16 protein-coding genes are annotated in these 15,129 nt (G+C 66.2%); 11 read left to right on the forward strand and 5 right to left on the reverse strand.

The annotated features are described in order from the left end of the window. Window positions 1-461: 461 nt before the first annotated feature. On the reverse strand, window positions 462-671 hold the full coding sequence (locus AC3WJB_RS02955) for a cold-shock protein (protein ID WP_492678550.1): 210 nt from the start codon (window positions 669-671) through the stop codon (window positions 462-464). 216 nt (window positions 672-887) lie between these two features. Here AC3WJB_RS02955 and xth point away from each other — a divergent pair, with 216 nt between their 5' ends. The 8 genes from xth (at window position 888) to AC3WJB_RS02995 (ending at window position 7,154) form a co-directional block, all read left to right on the forward strand. Then, window positions 888-1,706, forward strand: coding sequence for an exodeoxyribonuclease III (xth, locus tag AC3WJB_RS02960; RefSeq protein ID WP_492678552.1), 819 nt, complete (start codon window positions 888-890; stop codon window positions 1,704-1,706). Next, window positions 1,703-2,386, forward strand: coding sequence for a YecA/YgfB family protein (locus AC3WJB_RS02965; RefSeq protein ID WP_492678554.1), 684 nt, complete (start codon window positions 1,703-1,705; stop codon window positions 2,384-2,386). The genes xth and AC3WJB_RS02965 overlap by 4 nt, the downstream gene beginning before the upstream one ends. Before the next feature lie 370 nt (window positions 2,387-2,756). Continuing rightward, a complete protein-coding gene (locus AC3WJB_RS02970; protein ID WP_492678556.1) occupies window positions 2,757-3,227 on the forward strand; it encodes an SPFH domain-containing protein in 471 nt (156 codons plus the stop codon). A gap of 181 nt (window positions 3,228-3,408) precedes the next feature. Beyond that, window positions 3,409-4,068 carry a 16S rRNA (guanine(527)-N(7))-methyltransferase RsmG gene (gene rsmG / locus AC3WJB_RS02975; protein WP_492678558.1) on the forward strand — a complete coding sequence of 220 codons (660 nt, stop codon included), beginning with the start codon at window positions 3,409-3,411 and terminating at the stop codon, window positions 4,066-4,068. A gap of 30 nt (window positions 4,069-4,098) precedes the next feature. Beyond that, window positions 4,099-4,953, forward strand: a complete 855-nt coding sequence (locus AC3WJB_RS02980; protein ID WP_492678560.1) for a ParA family protein — start codon at window positions 4,099-4,101, stop codon at window positions 4,951-4,953. 2 nt (window positions 4,954-4,955) lie between these two features. Continuing rightward, a complete protein-coding gene (locus AC3WJB_RS02985; protein ID WP_492678562.1) occupies window positions 4,956-5,825 on the forward strand; it encodes a ParB/RepB/Spo0J family partition protein in 870 nt (289 codons plus the stop codon). A gap of 159 nt (window positions 5,826-5,984) precedes the next feature. Then, on the forward strand, window positions 5,985-6,701 hold the full coding sequence (locus tag AC3WJB_RS02990) for a glycosyltransferase family 2 protein (protein ID WP_492678564.1): 717 nt from the start codon (window positions 5,985-5,987) through the stop codon (window positions 6,699-6,701). Window positions 6,702-6,785: 84 nt separating this feature from the next. Beyond that, the gene (locus AC3WJB_RS02995) at window positions 6,786-7,154 is read left to right on the forward strand and encodes a DUF488 domain-containing protein (RefSeq protein WP_492678566.1); all 369 of its coding nucleotides are present in this window, start codon (window positions 6,786-6,788) and stop codon (window positions 7,152-7,154) included. Window positions 7,155-7,175: 21 nt separating this feature from the next. On the opposite strand, the gene AC3WJB_RS03000 is transcribed toward AC3WJB_RS02995, so the two are convergent. Next, the gene (locus AC3WJB_RS03000) at window positions 7,176-8,114 is read right to left on the reverse strand and encodes a patatin-like phospholipase family protein (protein ID WP_492678568.1); all 939 of its coding nucleotides are present in this window, start codon (window positions 8,112-8,114) and stop codon (window positions 7,176-7,178) included. A 188-nt stretch (window positions 8,115-8,302) separates the two neighbouring features. On the opposite strand from AC3WJB_RS03000, the gene AC3WJB_RS03005 reads away from it, so the two are divergent. Beyond that, a complete protein-coding gene (locus AC3WJB_RS03005; protein ID WP_492678570.1) occupies window positions 8,303-10,075 on the forward strand; it encodes an SLC13 family permease in 1,773 nt (590 codons plus the stop codon). 11 nt (window positions 10,076-10,086) lie between these two features. On the opposite strand, the gene AC3WJB_RS03010 is transcribed toward AC3WJB_RS03005, so the two are convergent. Further along, entirely contained in the window at window positions 10,087-11,064 is a 978-nt protein-coding gene (locus AC3WJB_RS03010; RefSeq protein WP_492678572.1) for a helix-turn-helix transcriptional regulator, read from the reverse strand. A 60-nt stretch (window positions 11,065-11,124) separates the two neighbouring features. Further along, window positions 11,125-13,167 carry a M3 family metallopeptidase gene (locus AC3WJB_RS03015; RefSeq protein ID WP_492678574.1) on the reverse strand — a complete coding sequence of 681 codons (2,043 nt, stop codon included), beginning with the start codon at window positions 13,165-13,167 and terminating at the stop codon, window positions 11,125-11,127. Window positions 13,168-13,288: 121 nt separating this feature from the next. Here AC3WJB_RS03015 and AC3WJB_RS03020 point away from each other — a divergent pair, with 121 nt between their 5' ends. Continuing rightward, on the forward strand, window positions 13,289-13,837 hold the full coding sequence (locus tag AC3WJB_RS03020) for a gamma carbonic anhydrase family protein (protein ID WP_492678576.1): 549 nt from the start codon (window positions 13,289-13,291) through the stop codon (window positions 13,835-13,837). 2 nt (window positions 13,838-13,839) lie between these two features. Here the strand turns inward: AC3WJB_RS03020 and aroE are convergent, their stop codons facing one another. Further along, on the reverse strand, window positions 13,840-14,703 hold the full coding sequence (gene aroE, locus AC3WJB_RS03025; RefSeq protein ID WP_492678577.1) for a shikimate dehydrogenase: 864 nt from the start codon (window positions 14,701-14,703) through the stop codon (window positions 13,840-13,842). Between the two features lie 142 nt (window positions 14,704-14,845). Between aroE and AC3WJB_RS03030 the strand changes: the two genes are divergently transcribed. Continuing rightward, a complete protein-coding gene (locus tag AC3WJB_RS03030) occupies window positions 14,846-15,115 on the forward strand; it encodes a hypothetical protein (RefSeq protein WP_492678579.1) in 270 nt (89 codons plus the stop codon). The last annotated feature ends 14 nt before the right edge of the window (window positions 15,116-15,129 follow it).

Below are 15,129 nucleotides of genomic sequence, written 5' to 3' on the forward strand. Positions count from 1 at the left end.
AGGTTCAACCGTCCTAATCGCGGTCTCTCATGTTCGGCCCTTCGGTCATATCGCGCCTACTATGGCCTCTGCTGACTTCTCGCTCCGGTTCACACCGTCGGGCTTTCACCCACAAGGCGAGATCTCCCCGGGTATGACACACCTGCCTTCCCGCTTTTGCCTGTCGGATTTACGCCACGTCGTCCGTGCAAGTACCGGGCTTTGGCCTTTTGGGCTGCCTCACCCCAACGTGTCGCCTCGTATCCGCTTCCTGTTCGTCAGGCCAGCGTTTTGCTTCCGGCTTCCTTCAGACGTCCGGTCACCCGCAACGCCCTTGCCTTCCGCTAACCCTTCCCCTTGCCGGGTGGGTAGAGGACTTTCACCTCCAAGCAGGTGCGCCCTGCCGGGCGCACCCAAAAAAGGAAAGGCCCGCCGAAGCGGGCCTTTCCGGTATGGGCTGCAAACCCAAGTCCACGCAAACCTCAGGCCACCTGGACTTCTTCTGCCTGCAGGCCTTTTTGGCCCTTGGTCACGATGAAAGTGACGTGCTGGCCTTCCTGCAACGACTTGAACCCGGTGCCCTGGATCGCGCGAAAATGCACGAACAGGTCATCACCGCTTTCCGGGGTGATGAACCCAAATCCCTTGGCGTCGTTGAACCACTTGACTGTACCGCTTTGACGATCCGACATGTAACCTACCTTTGAAACGTTTGGACGATTTGCCGCCGGCTGCAGAAGCAGCGTAGGCCGCAATACCATGCAGCAACCTGCTGGTCTCCCGGCAGTCGTGCCGGCGCAGCATACACCAGAAACGCCGATGTCCCGGCCCGCACGGCCACGACCGATGCGTGGAGACGCCCGGCGACGTGCGCCGGACGGAGCCGGCACATCACCTACAATGCATCCATGAAGATCGCTTCATGGAACGTCAACTCGCTGAACGTGCGCCTGGGGCAGCTATTGCAATGGCTCGATGCGACGCAACCGGACCTCGTTGCGCTGCAGGAAACCAAGCTGGAGGATGCGAAGTTCCCGGCCACCGAGCTCGCCGCGGCAGGTTACCAGGCCGTGTTCTCCGGCCAACGCAGCTACAACGGTGTCGCCCTGCTGGCGCGGCAAGCCAGCGCCAGCAACCTGGTCGACGTGGTCACCGACATCCCGGGCCTGGACGATCCACAGCGCCGCATCCTGGCTGCCACGCTCCCCGCCTCGGCACTGGACGCATCGCGACCGCTGCGCGTGGTGAATTTGTACGTGGTCAATGGCAAAGCCGTTGGCGATGCCAAGTACGCCTACAAGCTGGAATGGCTGGCCGCGGTACGGGCCTTCCTGGCCAACGAGTTGGCGCGCCACCCCAACCTGGTGGTACTCGGGGATTTCAATATCTGCCCGGACGACCGCGACGTTTACGATCCGGCAGCGTGGGGCGAGGCCATCCTGTGCTCGCCGCCCGAGCGGGCCGCGCTCAAGGCCATCACCGACCTTGGCTTGCATGACAGCTTCCGGGTGCTGGAACCGGGGACCGGGTATTACAGCTGGTGGGACTACCGGCAGGGCGCTTTTCGCCGCAATATGGGTTTGCGTATCGACTTGATCCTCGTGGGCGACGCACTTAAATCAATGATCAGCAGCGCTGCCATTGACCGCGAACCACGCCGCTGGGAGCGGCCGTCCGACCACGCGCCCGTGACTTTGGAACTCGCTCCGACAGCTGACCCGAGATGACCGCCAAGACCGAATGGCCCAGTTCGCTGGACGAAACCGAACTGCAGGAGCTTGACCGTTACCTGCGCAACCACTCCGCGCAGGGTGCCCTGCTGCTGGATGGCGTGCATGGTTTGCTCAGCGCCTTGGCCGTGGGACCGTTGCCGGTGTTGCCTGACGAATGGCTGCCCGAAGTGCTGCACGAACCATTCGCCAATGAGCAGGAGGGCAACCGCGTGCTGGCGCTGTTGGCCAAGCTCAACGATTCCATCAGCGCCGAGCTCGATGTCGACGCCTACAGGCCCATCGTCGGCGAGGTGGCCCTGGACACTGGTTCCACCGTCTCCGCCGCCGGCTGGTGCGAGGGCTTCAGTCGCGGCATCGACCTGCGCGCCGGATTGTGGGAAGTACGGTTGAACCAGGATCCGCACCTCATGGAACTGCTGGGACCGGTCATGGCGCTGGCCGTGGACGAGGGCATCCTGCGGGCCGAGGTCCAGTTTGAAAAGCTCGGCGAGGATGAATACGACGAATGCCTGGCGCAGGTGCCCGACGTGTTGATGGCGGTCAATCACTACTGGGAAGCCAAACCAGTCACCGAGGACGAGATCCGCACCCTGACCCCGGACGCCGATGCCAGGCAGGAGCAGGTCCAGGCGGCCGGGCCGCCGCGGCACCGCGCAGGCCACTGGCTGCACTGAGTGCAGCATGTCCACTCCCGGAGTGGCAGGCGTGTCGCTATGCGCCGCTGGCGGTCACCCGTACCGCCCTCCACCCGCAGACAATGACGCTCTCGCGCCCTGGCTGACGCTCTGCCGGGTGCCCTGCGCCATCCTTCCTCCCGGCATGGAACGTGCATACCTCATTGAGGGGCAGTTCGGCGGCCGGGCGCTCGAGCGACGCGTGACGCTGCCGATGTGCTGATCTGACCTCGGTAATACGCTTGTTCGTGCCTCTGGACGTTGTTGTGAAATTTCGTTAAGTCCACATTAACCCGTTGTGTTACAAATTACTTGCGTACCACACCTCGAGCTGGATGCATTGGGTTTCGACAACTCGTTGATCGATATCATGACCATACTCACGCTCAGCATGCTCACCGGGATCCTGGCCGCCATCGCAGCGGCCCTGAAATACGTTCCTGCGGGACATGTGTATAGCGTGCACCGGGGCAAGCAGCCGCCCCGGCTGCTGCAGCCTGGCCTGCATTGGGTCGTTCCCGGCCTTGACCGGGTGGCCAACCGCATCGATCTTGGGGGTCAGACGCTGCATTTTGAGGATGCCGCTGCAGGTGGCCAGCCGCTGCACGGCACGGTGTACTGGCAGGTGCTGGAGCCCGAGCGCGCCGACCCGGTCATGGCCGAGGCCGAGCAGCTCATCCGCAGCAGCGTCTTGGCGGTGCTGCGCAACGAGACCTTGGACGAGGATAGGCGTGGCCGCATGGGCCGCGTACTGGACGGCCGGGTCAAGCAGCAACTCAATCACGAGCTGCGCCAGCGCGGGATGATGGTCACCCGCGTGGAGCTGGCGACGGCGGCCTGAACTTTCCCACGCTTGCGCCAGGCGCCGCAGAGCGTCGCGCCAAGGGGAATGCTTCTGGTCATCCCAGCATGAGGATGCGGCCCGCTTCGGCGGGTCTTCTTTTGTATCCGCATCGATGTACCCGCGCCGAACGTGACGCTAAGGTAACCATGAGCGTAGGCGACGAGGCTTGGAGCAACACATGAATCCCGATCCCCTGGAACGCATGCTGCGTGCCGGCATCGACGGCCTCGGCCTGTCGCTGGGCGAGGACGTCGTCCAGCGCCTGCTGGAGTATCGGGCCTTGCTGGCCCGATGGAACCACGCCTACAACCTGACTGCCGTGCGCGATCCGCAGCAGATGGTCGTGCGCCACCTGCTCGACTCCCTCGCCGTGTTGCCCTATGTCCGTGGCCCGAGGCTCGCCGACCTCGGCACCGGGGCTGGACTGCCGGGCATACCGATCGCCATTGCCATGCCGGAGCTCCATGTCTCGCTGGTGGATGCCAACGGCAAGAAGGTCCGCTTCCTGCGCGAAGCGATCCGCGCGCTCAAACTCGACAGCGTCAGGGCGGTGCAGGAACGCATGGAGAACCTGGGCGGCCAATTCGACTGCATCACCTCGCGTGCCCTCTCCAGCCTGGGTGACATGCTGACCGCAGCCGGACACCTGCTGGCCGCCGACGGCATCTGGCTGGCGCTGAAGGGGCAAAGGCCGGAGACCGAGCTCGCGGCCCTGCCTCCCGGCTTCACCCTGCGTGCGGCACACACGCTGAGCGTTCCTGGGCTGGACGCCGAACGTCACCTGCTGGTGCTGGCACGTGCCCCGCCCCGAGTACCGCATACGGCGATGCTAATCTAGTGTTCTTACCTGCAGCCTAGCGATTCATCCATGGCCCGCATCATCGCTGTCGCCAATCAAAAAGGCGGCGTCGGCAAGACCACCACCGCGGTCAACCTGGCTGCGGCCCTGGCCGCGGCCCGGCGCGCCGTACTGCTGGTGGACCTCGACCCGCAGGGCAACGCGACGATGGCCTCCGGCGTGGACAAGCGGGAAGTCGCGGTCAATGGCTGCGCCGTACTGCTGGAGGAAGCACCGATCGGCGCAGCCATCGTGACCACGGCGGCACACTTCGACTTGCTGCCGGGCGGCTCCGACCTCACCGCGGCCGAACTCAAATTGATGGACGCGCTGGCCCGCGAGCATCGGTTGAAGGACCAGCTGGCGCCAATCGCCGACCGCTACGATCTGATCCTGATCGATTGCCCCCCTTCGCTCAACCTGCTCACCTTGAACGCCTTGACTGCCGCGCATGGCGTATTGATTCCGGTGCAATGCGAATATTTCGCGCTGGAAGGGTTGTCCAGCCTGCTGGAGACGATCAAGGCCGTGCGCCGACGCCTGAATCCCCACCTGCAAATCGAAGGACTGCTGCGCACCATGTACGACGTCCGCAACAACCTCGGCAACGAGGTCTCCGCCCAGCTGACCCAGCATTTCGGCGACAAGGTGTTGCGCTCGGTCATTCCGCGCAATGTGCGCCTGGCCGAGGCGCCGAGCCATGGCCAGCCCATCCACCTTTATGACCGCAGTTCGCGCGGCGCGATCGCCTATATCGGGCTGGCCGGCGAATTGATCCGCCGCGAGCGCCAACTGCACGCCGCCACCCCGGACACTGGCTCACTACCTCCATCGACACGCGGAGAGCACCCGCTGGCGACTCCGACCCCCAACCACCTGGACTGAGCATGGCCGCTGCAAAAAAACGGGGACTGGGACGCGGGCTCGATGCCTTGCTGGGCGGTGACGGCGACGCCGCCACCGGCCGCGCCGAGCCTGAGGGCGAGCTGCGCCTGCTGCCGATCCAGCACATCGAACCAGGCAAGTACCAACCGCGCCGGCACTGGGACGAGGCGGCGCTGGACCAGCTGGCGGCTTCGATCAAGGCCCAGGGCCTGATCCAGCCGGTCGTCGTGCGCATGCTGGGCAACAACCGCTACGAACTCATCGCTGGTGAGCGCCGCTGGCGGGCCGCGCAGCGCGCCCAACTACAGGAACTGCCGGCGCTGGTGAAACAGGTCGCCGAATCCGCCGTGCCGGCGATGGCACTGATCGAGAACATCCAGCGCGAGGATCTCACCCCGCTGGAGGAAGCCGACGCATTGCAGCGCCTGATCGACGACTTTGGCCTCACCCACCAGCAGGCGGCCGATGCCGTGGGCCGCTCACGGGCGGCCGTGTCCAACCTGCTGCGGCTCACCGACCTGCCAGACTCGATCAAGCGCTTGCTGGACACCGGCGCGCTGGACATGGGCCACGCCCGCTGCCTGCTGACCTTGCCCACCGCCACGGCCGAAACCCTGGCCCGGATCGCGGTCGCCAAGGGCTGGAGCGTGCGCCAACTGGAAGAGGCCGCACGGCGCGCCCCCGACGGCAAGCACGAGGGCGGCAAGCACAAGCCCCGGCGCGATCCAAACATCGCCAGCCTGGAACGCGAACTCGGCGAACGGCTGGCCACCCGCGTGGAACTGGCCCAAGGCCGCGGCGGCCAGGGCAAACTGGTGATCCACTACCACAGCAGCGACGAGCTGGAAGGCATCCTGGGACGCATCCGCTGATCTTCGGCGCGTCACGCCACGCCAAGCATCCTTGCCGCGCACCACGCCCGCGCAGGCGATAATGCCTGGTGGCGAGTCCCCGCGCTGTCCGTCATCGGCCGGCGGAGCACGCCATGCGCGCCGCGCCGGCCAAGCCCGCCTCCTTACTAGGGTCGTCCCATGCTGGAACTCTCGGTCATCGTCCCCGTATTCAACGAACGCGACAACATTCCGCCACTGCTGGCTGAGATTGCCAGCGCGCTGCGCGGCCGCGTCAGCTTCGAGGTCATCTACATCGACGACGATTCCAGCGACGACAGCCGCGCCGTGCTCGAGGCCCAGCGCGCGGTGTATCCCGAGCTGCGCGTGTTACACCACCTCACCCGCAGCGGACAAAGCACGGCGGTGTGGAATGGCGTGCGGGCAGCGGCCGCGCCCTGGATTGCGACCTTGGACGGCGACGGCCAGAACGATCCAGACGACATTGCCAAGCTGCTGACCGCGCGCGCCGCCGCGGCTGTGGACGTACGGCTCTTCGCCGGCTGGCGCACTACACGCCGCGACAGCTTCAACAAGCGCATCTCCTCGCGCATCGCCAATGCAGTGCGTTCGCGCATGCTGCGCGACGCGACTCCGGATACCGGCTGCGGACTCAAGCTGTTCGAGCGCGAAACCTTCCTGCGCCTGCCCTATTTCGATCACATGCATCGTTACCTGCCGGCCCTGGTCAAGCGTGCCGGCTTCGCCTGCCTGAGCGTTCCGGTCGGACACCGCCCACGCATCGCGGGCGTGTCCAAATACGGGATGCTGGATCGGCTGTGGGTCGGCCTGGCCGACCTGCGCGGCGTGGCCTGGCTGATGCGCCGTGCCAAGATCACCCAAGTCGAGGAATTATAGACGGCCAAAACAGGCAACGCGCGGTGGTGGCGAAGCGCGCACATGCGACGTATGCTGCAGGCCTTCGCGCAAGGAGTCAGGCGCATGACTATCGTGGTCAAGCGGGTTTATTCGGCCGCCGCGGATACGGACGGCTATCGCGTGCTGCTGGATCGTTTATGGCCGCGCGGCTTGAAGAAGACGGATGTGGCCTACGACCTCTGGGCCAAGGACCTCGCCCCGTCCAACGAGCTGCGCAAGTGGTTCGGCCACGATCCGGCGCTATGGGACGAGTTTCAACGGCGCTATGCCGCCGAGCTCGACCAGCAAGTCGAGCACTGGCAGCCGCTGGCTGAGCGCTCGCGGAAGGAGAAGGTGGTCTTGTTGTTTGGCGCCCGCGATGAGGAGCACAACAACGCCGTGGCGTTGAAAGCCTACCTGGAACGCTGGGTGCACACTCACCATGCCCGCTGAGTTCCGACCTGCCGGCAAAGCCTAGGCTTCGTCCGCGTCCCGTGTCGGCGCTGCCGGCCAGGCCGCCAAGGCCGCACGTGCCTGCTCCCGCCCGCGCTCGATCAGTTCCCTCGCGCGGTAGAACTCATACACGTTCGCCATGTCACGCGGCAGCTGGATCAGCAGGTCGGGCTCGTACACGGCCAGACGCAGGCGCGACAAGTGGGCTTGCATCAAGTCGATCGACTGGTTGAGCAGCTCAAACGTGCCATGCGCGGGGACATGCGCGCCGCCATGCGGCACGAACTGCCCGGCCCAGCGTGCCAGGCGTTCGCGATAGCTGCGCGGCTCTTCGGGCAGCGATTCGCCGGCCGGCTCATCGGGCGAACCACCACTGGCCACGCCATCCAGGGCGACGGCCACCAGGTAGTCCGCGCCAGCGCGGATCAGTGGCGTCACCGGCACCGGATTCAGCAAGGCCCCGTCCACCAGGCGCTCGCCATTGAGCAGGTACGGCCGGAACACCGTTGGCAACGCGGTGGAGGCACGAATGGCATCGAACAGCGAACCCTGCGTCAGCCAGACCTCGCGGCCCCGGTCCAGGTTGGTCGCCACCGCGGTGTAGGCCATGGGCAAGGCCTCGATGCGCACGTCGCCGGTAAGGTGACGCAACGTATTCATGATGCGCTCGCCCTTGATGAAGCCGCCGCCGCTCAAGGTCCAGTCGGCCAGGCGCAGCACGTCGAAGCGCGCCAGGTCGCACACCCAGTTTCGGTACACAGGCAGCTTGCCCATGGCGTAGATGCCGCCCACCAGCGCACCCATCGAGCTGCCGGCAATGGCGACGATCTCGAAACCCTGGCGTTCGAGCTCCTCGATGACGCCGATGTGTGCCAGCCCCTTGGCGCCGCCCGAGCCCAGTGCGAGGGCAACGGTGGGTTTGCCTCCGGACTGGGGCGAGGTGGTGAGCGACGATTGCATGGCCATCGCCTGAAGGCTGACCTTGATCTTGCAGTCTTGGCCATGACGCGCCTAGACCGCAGCGGAGGTTCGATCATCCACACAGTGCCTCACGCGCCGTTGTGGCGCAAGCCCATTATCATGTGGCGGATGCTTGCCTTTCCGCACCCCAGCATGCCGTTTCAACATCGTGCCGCGGGGAGCCGGCCGTGACCTGGCAGGCCTGGGCCACCGTGGCGGTGGTGGTCGGCGCCATGGCCTTGTTCGCCAGCGAGAGGATGCGTATCGACCTGGTCGCACTGGTGGTGCTGGGCACCCTGGTGGTGCTGGGCATCGTCACACCGGTCGATGCGCTCTCCGGGTTCAGCAACGAAGCCACGGTGACGGTGGCGGCGATGTTTGCGCTGAGCCTGGGGATCGAGCGCTCCGGCGTGCTCGATCCGTTGACCCGCTTGTTGATGCGCATCCGCAAACCGTGGCTGCTGACCCTGGCCATGATGCTGGCGATCGCCCCACTCGGTGCCTTCGTCAAGAACATCGCCCTGGTTGCCACCTTTCTCCCGCTGGCCTTGCGGGTGTGCCAACGTACCGGCACCTCTCCGGCCGGCGTGCTGATGCCGATGGCCTATGCCGCGCAAATGGGCGGCGTGTGCACGCTGATCGGCACCTCATCGAACCTGCTCACCGACTCGCTGGCTCAGCAGAACGGTCTGGCGGCGATCGGCATGTTCGAGTTCACCCGCATGGGCGCGCTGCTGGCGGTGGTGGGCATCGCCTATCTCATGCTCGTCGGCCGGCACCTGCTGCCCAAGGCCATTCCCGCCGACTTGCCGCAAAGCACCGACGCCGGCAAATACGTGACCGAACTCGAGGTGGTGGGCGGCTCGCCACTTCTCGGTACCCGGATCGCCGAAGCCAGGCTCGGCGAGCTCTACGGGGTTTACCCGCTGGAGCTGCTGCGTGGGGACCAGCGCATGTGGACGCCCCGCGAGCAGGAACTGAAAGAGGGCGACGTGCTGCTGGTGCGCGGCGACTGGGACAAGATCGAGGAATTCCGCCGTCGCGCGAAGCTGCGCAACGCGCCCGAGCGACGCTATACCGAAGCCGACGACCAGCACCGACGCCTGATTGCCGAGGTGATGGTGGCGCCCGCCAGTCCGCTCGATGGACAGCGGATTTCCGACATCGGCCTGGACTGGCGTTATCGCAGCACGGTGTTGGCCGTGCACCGGCGCGGACAGGTCCTGCGCGACAAGATCAGCGAGATCGAGCTCGCGGTCGGCGACGTCCTGCTGATCCTGGTGGAAGACGAAAGCGCCATGCCCGAACTACGCAAGGACGATGCCTTCATCGTACTCAGCGAACGTGAGGACGTGCGCCGCATGTCGCGCAAGGCGTGGCTGGCCGCCAGCATCATGGCGGCCGTGGTCATTGTCTCGGGCCTGCATTGGTTGCCGATACCGATGGCTGCGATCTGCGGCGCGATCGTCATGGCGCTTACCGGCTGTTTTGGCCGTAAAGACGTATACGAGGCCATGGACTGGAAGATCATCGTTCTGCTCGGGGCGATCCTGCCGCTCGGCATCGCGATTGAGAAGACCGGTCTGTCCGCGGTGCTGGTGCGCGAAGCCATGGTTTTGGTGGGCGGCCATGGACCGCTGGCCGCCCTCCTGGTCGTATACCTGCTCACCGCGCTGCTGACTGAGCTCATGGGCCACAATCCCTCGGTGGTGTTGATGGTCGGCATCGCCGTGTCCATCGGACATGCCATGGACGTCGACCCGCGGCCGTTCGTGGTGGCCGTGGCGTTTGCCGCTGCCACGTCTTTTGCCACGCCAGTGGGCTACCCGACCAATACCATGGTGTATTACGCCGGTGGCTATCGCTTCACCGATTTCATGAAGGTCGGCATCCCGCTGATCGCGATCTTCTGCGCCTTGTCGATGTGGCTGATCCCGATATTCTGGCCGTTCCATCCGTAAGCACGGGGCGATCAACCGTGCTGGTAACTGCCCAGGGCAAGCTGCAGCAGGATCTTCATCTCCTCGCGCAAAGGCAACGGCGCGACGACTTCGGCATCGGCGCCGTACTTGAGCACGTCCATCAGCAGCTCCTTGGATTTGGCGTAGGGGACCTGCAGCTCGTAGCGCCCATCGGCCAGCCAACTGCCCTTTTGCTGCGCATGCCAGCGCTCGTCGGCGACCCAACGCGCGGCGTGCGCCGAGAAGCGGATCGTGGCCCACGCCTTGGGCAGGCCGGAAAAAATGCCGTACGCGGAGGCCAGCAACTGGTCCAGGTCGGCCTCGGGCACGTCCCTGCAGGCCTGCTCGACGGTGTGCGGATCGACAATGCGATCGACGGCGAAGCTGCGCAATGCCTCGCGATCGTGGTCCCAGGCGTCCAGATACCAGTTGTCCCGATAATGCGTCAGGCGCTGCGGGGAAACCTGGCGCTGGCTGTCCGCATTGGTCGTACGCGCCCGGTAGCTGAAACGCAGGCGATGCCGTTCGAGCACCGCGCCGGCGACGATGCGGAATACCTGTTGGTCGAGCCGGCGCTCGCCCCAGGGAATGACGCGGATGCGCTCGATCGGCAAGGCCTTGCCGCTGCCCTGGTCGGCGAGCAGGTTCTCGATGCGCGAGCGGAACGGGGCCAGGGCTCCGGCCAGCACGCCCGGGCCGGAACGACTGATCAGCTCGTTCAGCGCCAGCAGCGCCGCCAGCTCGTCCGAAGTCAGCCACAGGCCGGGCAGCTCGAAGCGCTCGCCCTCGCCAAGCGCGTAGCGGAACGCCGCCTGCTCGGTACCAGCGCTCTCGATCGGTGCACCCAGGGCGTCCCTGAGGAAGGCCACGTCGCGGTACAAGGTGGCCCGGGAACACCCGAGTTCACTCAGCAACTGGGGCAGCGGCACCGGGTAACGTGCCGCCTTCAACAAGCGGTGCAGACTGAGGATGCGCTCGTATCGATCCATGGCGTCGTTGCCAGCTGCGGGCCCGGCCCATTGTGCGACAAGAGCGGCCGGCGTGCCGCCTCAAGTCAGCCCATAACTCCGCAACAGGGCCTCGGGTTCAGGCTCGCGGCCGCGAAAGGCGACAAAGCTCTCCAGCGCCGGCCGGCTCGCGCCAACTGCCAGCACCTCGCGGCGGAAGCGCTCGCCGCTGGCGCGGTCGATCACGCCGTGCTCCGCAAAGGCGGCAAACACGTCAGCACTGAGCAGTTCGGCCCACAGGTAGCTGTAGTAACCGGCTGCGTAGCCGCCGGCAAAAATGTGGCTGAAGCCGTGCGGAAAGCGTTGCCAGGCCGGCGGGTGCAGCACCGCGACCTCGTTGCGTACCGCTTCCAGGACTTCCAGCACACGCGCGCCGCGCTGCGGGTCGTATTCGAGGTGCAGGCGGAAATCGAACAGCGCGAACTCAAGCTGGCGCACCAGGAACAATCCGGCGTGGAAGTACCGCGTTGCCAGCAGGCGCTGGAACAGCTCCTCCGGCAGCGGTTCGCCGGTCTGGTGATGGCGGGCGAACAAGTCGAGGGCCTGCCGATTCCAGGTGAAGTTTTCCATGAACTGGCTGGGCAGTTCGACCGCATCCCACTCCAGTCCGTCGATGCCGCCAATCGCCGGCAGGTCGATCCCGGTCAAGAGGTGGTGCAGGGCATGGCCGAACTCGTGGAACAGGGTCTGTACCTCGTCATGGCTGAGCAGCGCTGCCGCGCCGGCCGTTGGCGGCGCAAAATTGCAGGTCACGAACGCCACCGGCAATTGCCGTTGCGGGCCGTCGGCGAAACGCGCGCGGCACACATCCATCCACGCCCCGCCGCGCTTGCCGTTGCGCGCATACAAGTCGAGATAGGTGCCGGCAAATGCCTGGCCATTGGCGTCCAGCAGCTCGACGTAACGTACGTCGGGGTGCCAGGCCTCGATGCCGTCACGCGTGGCGACGCGTATTCCGTACAGCTTGCCGACCAACGCGAACAAGCCCTCCAGCACCGCCGGCAGCGGGAAGTAGGCCCGCAACTGCTCCTCGTCCAGGGCGTAGCGGCGTTGCCGCAGCTTTTCCGCCGCATACGCGACGTCCCAGGGCTCGAGGTTGTCCAGTCCGAGTTCGGCCTGGGCGAAATCGCGCAGCGCGGCCAACTCCCGGCGTGCCACAGGCAGCGCCCGCGCAGCCAGGTCATGCAGGAATTCCAGCACCTCGGCCGGCGAGGTCGCCATCTTGGTGGCCAGGGACTCCTCGGCCGCATTGGCGAAGCCGAGCAGCCGCGCCGATTCGTGGCGCAAGGCCATGATCTTCTCGATGCGCGCGCTGTTGTCGAAGCTACCGGCGTTCGGCCCTTGGTCCGAAGCCCGGGTCTGGTACGCCCAGTACACGCGTTCGCGCAGGCCGCGCGCGTCGGCGTGGGTCAGCACGGCGTGCACGCTCGGCTGCTTCAAGGTCACCAGATAGCCGTCCAGATCCTGCTCACGGGCATACTGGCGCAATATCTCGCGGCTTGATGCAGGGATGCCAGCGAGGTCGCGCGCGTCATCGATGTGCTCGCGCCAGGCCTCGGTGGCATCCAGCACGGCATTGGAGAATTCCGTGGACAGGCGCGACAACTCCACCTCGATGTCGGCAAAGCGCGAGCGCGCCGGTTCCTCCAGCGACACCCCGGAGAGCCGGAAGTCGCGCAGCGTGTGTTCCACCAACGCCCGCTCCGGCCGCGGCAAGTCCGCAAAGTCCGCGGCCGCGGCCAGGCCTTGCACTGCCGCGTACAACCCGCGGTTCTGTCCCAGCTCCACGGCGTGCTCGGCAAGCAGCGCCTCAGCCGGCGCATAGACCTCGCGCCACGCGGCGCTGTCGGCGACCGCATGCAGATGGCTCACCGGTGCCCAGGCATTCGCCAGGCGCTGCTCAAGCCGCTGCTGGGCCAGCAGCAAGCTGGCAAAGCTGCGTGGTGCGTCCGGGGCCAGCATCGCTGCAGTCGCCTGGCGGAAGTCGGCAAGGATCACCTCGATCGCCGGCATGACGTGCTCGGGCCGGATGCGCGGGAATGCCGGCAGCGGCGCAGACTCGAGCAAGGGGTTGTCCTGGTTCATCGCAGCTCCGCAAAATGGGGAAGATGGCGTTTGTCGGCGGGGAAGGCAAGCCTGCTGCGATCCGCGTCAATACCGACGCCAGGCGGGTGTGTGGCGCCGGTGCGCCGGCTATCATGGCGCCATGAGCCCGTTGCGCGCCTACCGTGACCGTACCCCGAGCCTTGGCGCGCGGGTCTACGTCGATCCTGCCGCCTGCGTCATTGGCGACGTGGTGCTGGGCGATGATGTGTCGATCTGGCCGGCTGCGGTGCTGCGCGGCGACGTTCAGCACATCCAGATTGGAGCGCGCAGCAACATCCAGGATGGCGCGGTGCTGCACGTCACCCATGACGGCCCCTACACGCCCGGCGGCAGTCCCTGCAAGGTCGGCATCGGGGCCACCATCGGCCACGCCGCCGTGGTCCACGCCTGCTGCATCGGCGACTACTGCCTGGTTGGCATGCACGCCACCGTGCTGGATGGCGCGTTCCTCGAGCCTTACGCGATGATCGGCGCAAACAGCCTGGTCACCGCCGGCACGCGGGTCGGCAGCGGCGAACTGTGGCTGGGTTGCCCGGCCCGCCGGGTGCGCCAGCTCGGCGCTGGGCAGATCGAGCAGTTGCGCTATTCCGCCGACCATTACGTGCGGTTGAAAGACGAGTATCTCGCCGCTGCCCAATCCGCAGCTTGAGTCTAAGCCGTCAGCGCACTGGGTTCGTGCACCGGTGCGGCCAGGTGCCCACGCAGTTGCTGGAACACGGGCTCGGTGACCGGATGCAGCCCATGCCAGATGGCAAACGAGTCGGCTGCCGTCTCCACCAGCATGCTCAAGCCATCGACGGCCTGCCCTGCGCCGGCCGCACGGGCCCAGGCCAGGAACGGCAAGGCCGCCTTGGCATAGGAGACGTCATAGCAAAATACCTCCGGCCCACCGAGTGCCAACGGCAAATCCAGGCTATGGCCCAGCAGCCCTGCCGAGGTGGCGTTGATGACCAGGTCGAAGTGCCCGGCTCCGGACAGCCGTGCCAATGGCACGGCCTGCACCCGCCCGGGGTGCCCCAGCGCATGGACCAACCGTTCAGCCGTGGCCGCCGTGCGATTGGCAATAGTCAGCGAACGTACGCCGGCATCGAGCAGGCTGAATGCGACGCCCCAGGCCGCGCCGCCGGCGCCGAGCAAAAGCACCGTACAGCCCTCCAGCGCTTGCCCATGACGCTCGCGCAAATCCCGTACCAGGCATGCACCATCGGTGTTGTGGGCGGCCAGGCGGCCATCCGGTAAGCGGCTGAGCACATTGGCGGCGCCTACCCGCGCGGCGCTCACGTCGCGTTCGGCCGCCAGGGCGTAGGCCGCATGCTTGTGCGGCACCGTGACGTTCGCGCCGGTACCGCCCTCGGCAAAGAACTGCCGGACCGCAGCCTCGAAAGTCTCCGGCGTCGCATCAATAGTGCCGAACTTGAGCTGCATGCCAAACTGGCGCGCAAACGCCTGATGGATCCGCGGCGACAGGCTGTGCGCGATGGGGTGGCCGAACACGGCAAACCGGGTTGACACCACGACGTTCTCCAATGCCTCCACGCCAAAAGGGACGCAGAGCGGGTCAGTCTACAAGATCATGGCGGCGCAGACCGCCAGCGCTGTCGCAATCCTTGCGACCGGCAGGATGCACGCTGGGGCCAAAACCCGAGGAGTGCAGGCCATGACCATGCAACGACCATCGCGCACCGCCGCGGCGCGCCACCGGCGTGATTTGCTCGGCCCACTCGGCCTATGGCTGGGATCGGGCTGCCTGTCCCTCGCAACGGGCTTGCTGCCGATGCACAGCGCCCTGCTGGGCTGGAGCGCGCCATTCTGGCTGCTCCTCACCCCGCTACTGCTCGTGTTCTTTATCGCGCCCGGCCTGCCGGCGCAGTGGCTGGACCGGCACCGATGCCCGCGCCGCGCCAGGCATGCGCGCATCTGGAATTGACGCCACGTCCGGGC

It is taken from the genome of Rhodanobacter sp. FW510-R10 (assembly GCF_058781105.1).

What these genes read in the sequence shown, in the direction of transcription:
- AC3WJB_RS02955 (WP_492678550.1), bottom strand. Translation starts at nt 671, where the DNA reads ATGTCGGATCGTCAAAGCGGTACAGTCAAGTGGTTCAACGACGCCAAG.
- xth (WP_492678552.1), top strand. Translation starts at nt 888, where the DNA reads ATGAAGATCGCTTCATGGAACGTCAACTCGCTGAACGTGCGCCTGGGG.
- AC3WJB_RS02965 (WP_492678554.1), top strand. Translation starts at nt 1,703, where the DNA reads ATGACCGCCAAGACCGAATGGCCCAGTTCGCTGGACGAAACCGAACTG.
- AC3WJB_RS02970 (WP_492678556.1), top strand. Translation starts at nt 2,757, where the DNA reads ATGACCATACTCACGCTCAGCATGCTCACCGGGATCCTGGCCGCCATC.
- rsmG (WP_492678558.1), top strand. Translation starts at nt 3,409, where the DNA reads ATGAATCCCGATCCCCTGGAACGCATGCTGCGTGCCGGCATCGACGGC.
- AC3WJB_RS02980 (WP_492678560.1), top strand. Translation starts at nt 4,099, where the DNA reads ATGGCCCGCATCATCGCTGTCGCCAATCAAAAAGGCGGCGTCGGCAAG.
- AC3WJB_RS02985 (WP_492678562.1), top strand. Translation starts at nt 4,956, where the DNA reads ATGGCCGCTGCAAAAAAACGGGGACTGGGACGCGGGCTCGATGCCTTG.
- AC3WJB_RS02990 (WP_492678564.1), top strand. Translation starts at nt 5,985, where the DNA reads ATGCTGGAACTCTCGGTCATCGTCCCCGTATTCAACGAACGCGACAAC.
- AC3WJB_RS02995 (WP_492678566.1), top strand. Translation starts at nt 6,786, where the DNA reads ATGACTATCGTGGTCAAGCGGGTTTATTCGGCCGCCGCGGATACGGAC.
- AC3WJB_RS03000 (WP_492678568.1), bottom strand. Translation starts at nt 8,114, where the DNA reads ATGCAATCGTCGCTCACCACCTCGCCCCAGTCCGGAGGCAAACCCACC.
- AC3WJB_RS03010 (WP_492678572.1), bottom strand. Translation starts at nt 11,064, where the DNA reads ATGGATCGATACGAGCGCATCCTCAGTCTGCACCGCTTGTTGAAGGCG.
- AC3WJB_RS03015 (WP_492678574.1), bottom strand. Translation starts at nt 13,167, where the DNA reads ATGAACCAGGACAACCCCTTGCTCGAGTCTGCGCCGCTGCCGGCATTC.
- AC3WJB_RS03020 (WP_492678576.1), top strand. Translation starts at nt 13,289, where the DNA reads ATGAGCCCGTTGCGCGCCTACCGTGACCGTACCCCGAGCCTTGGCGCG.
- AC3WJB_RS03030 (WP_492678579.1), top strand. Translation starts at nt 14,846, where the DNA reads ATGACCATGCAACGACCATCGCGCACCGCCGCGGCGCGCCACCGGCGT.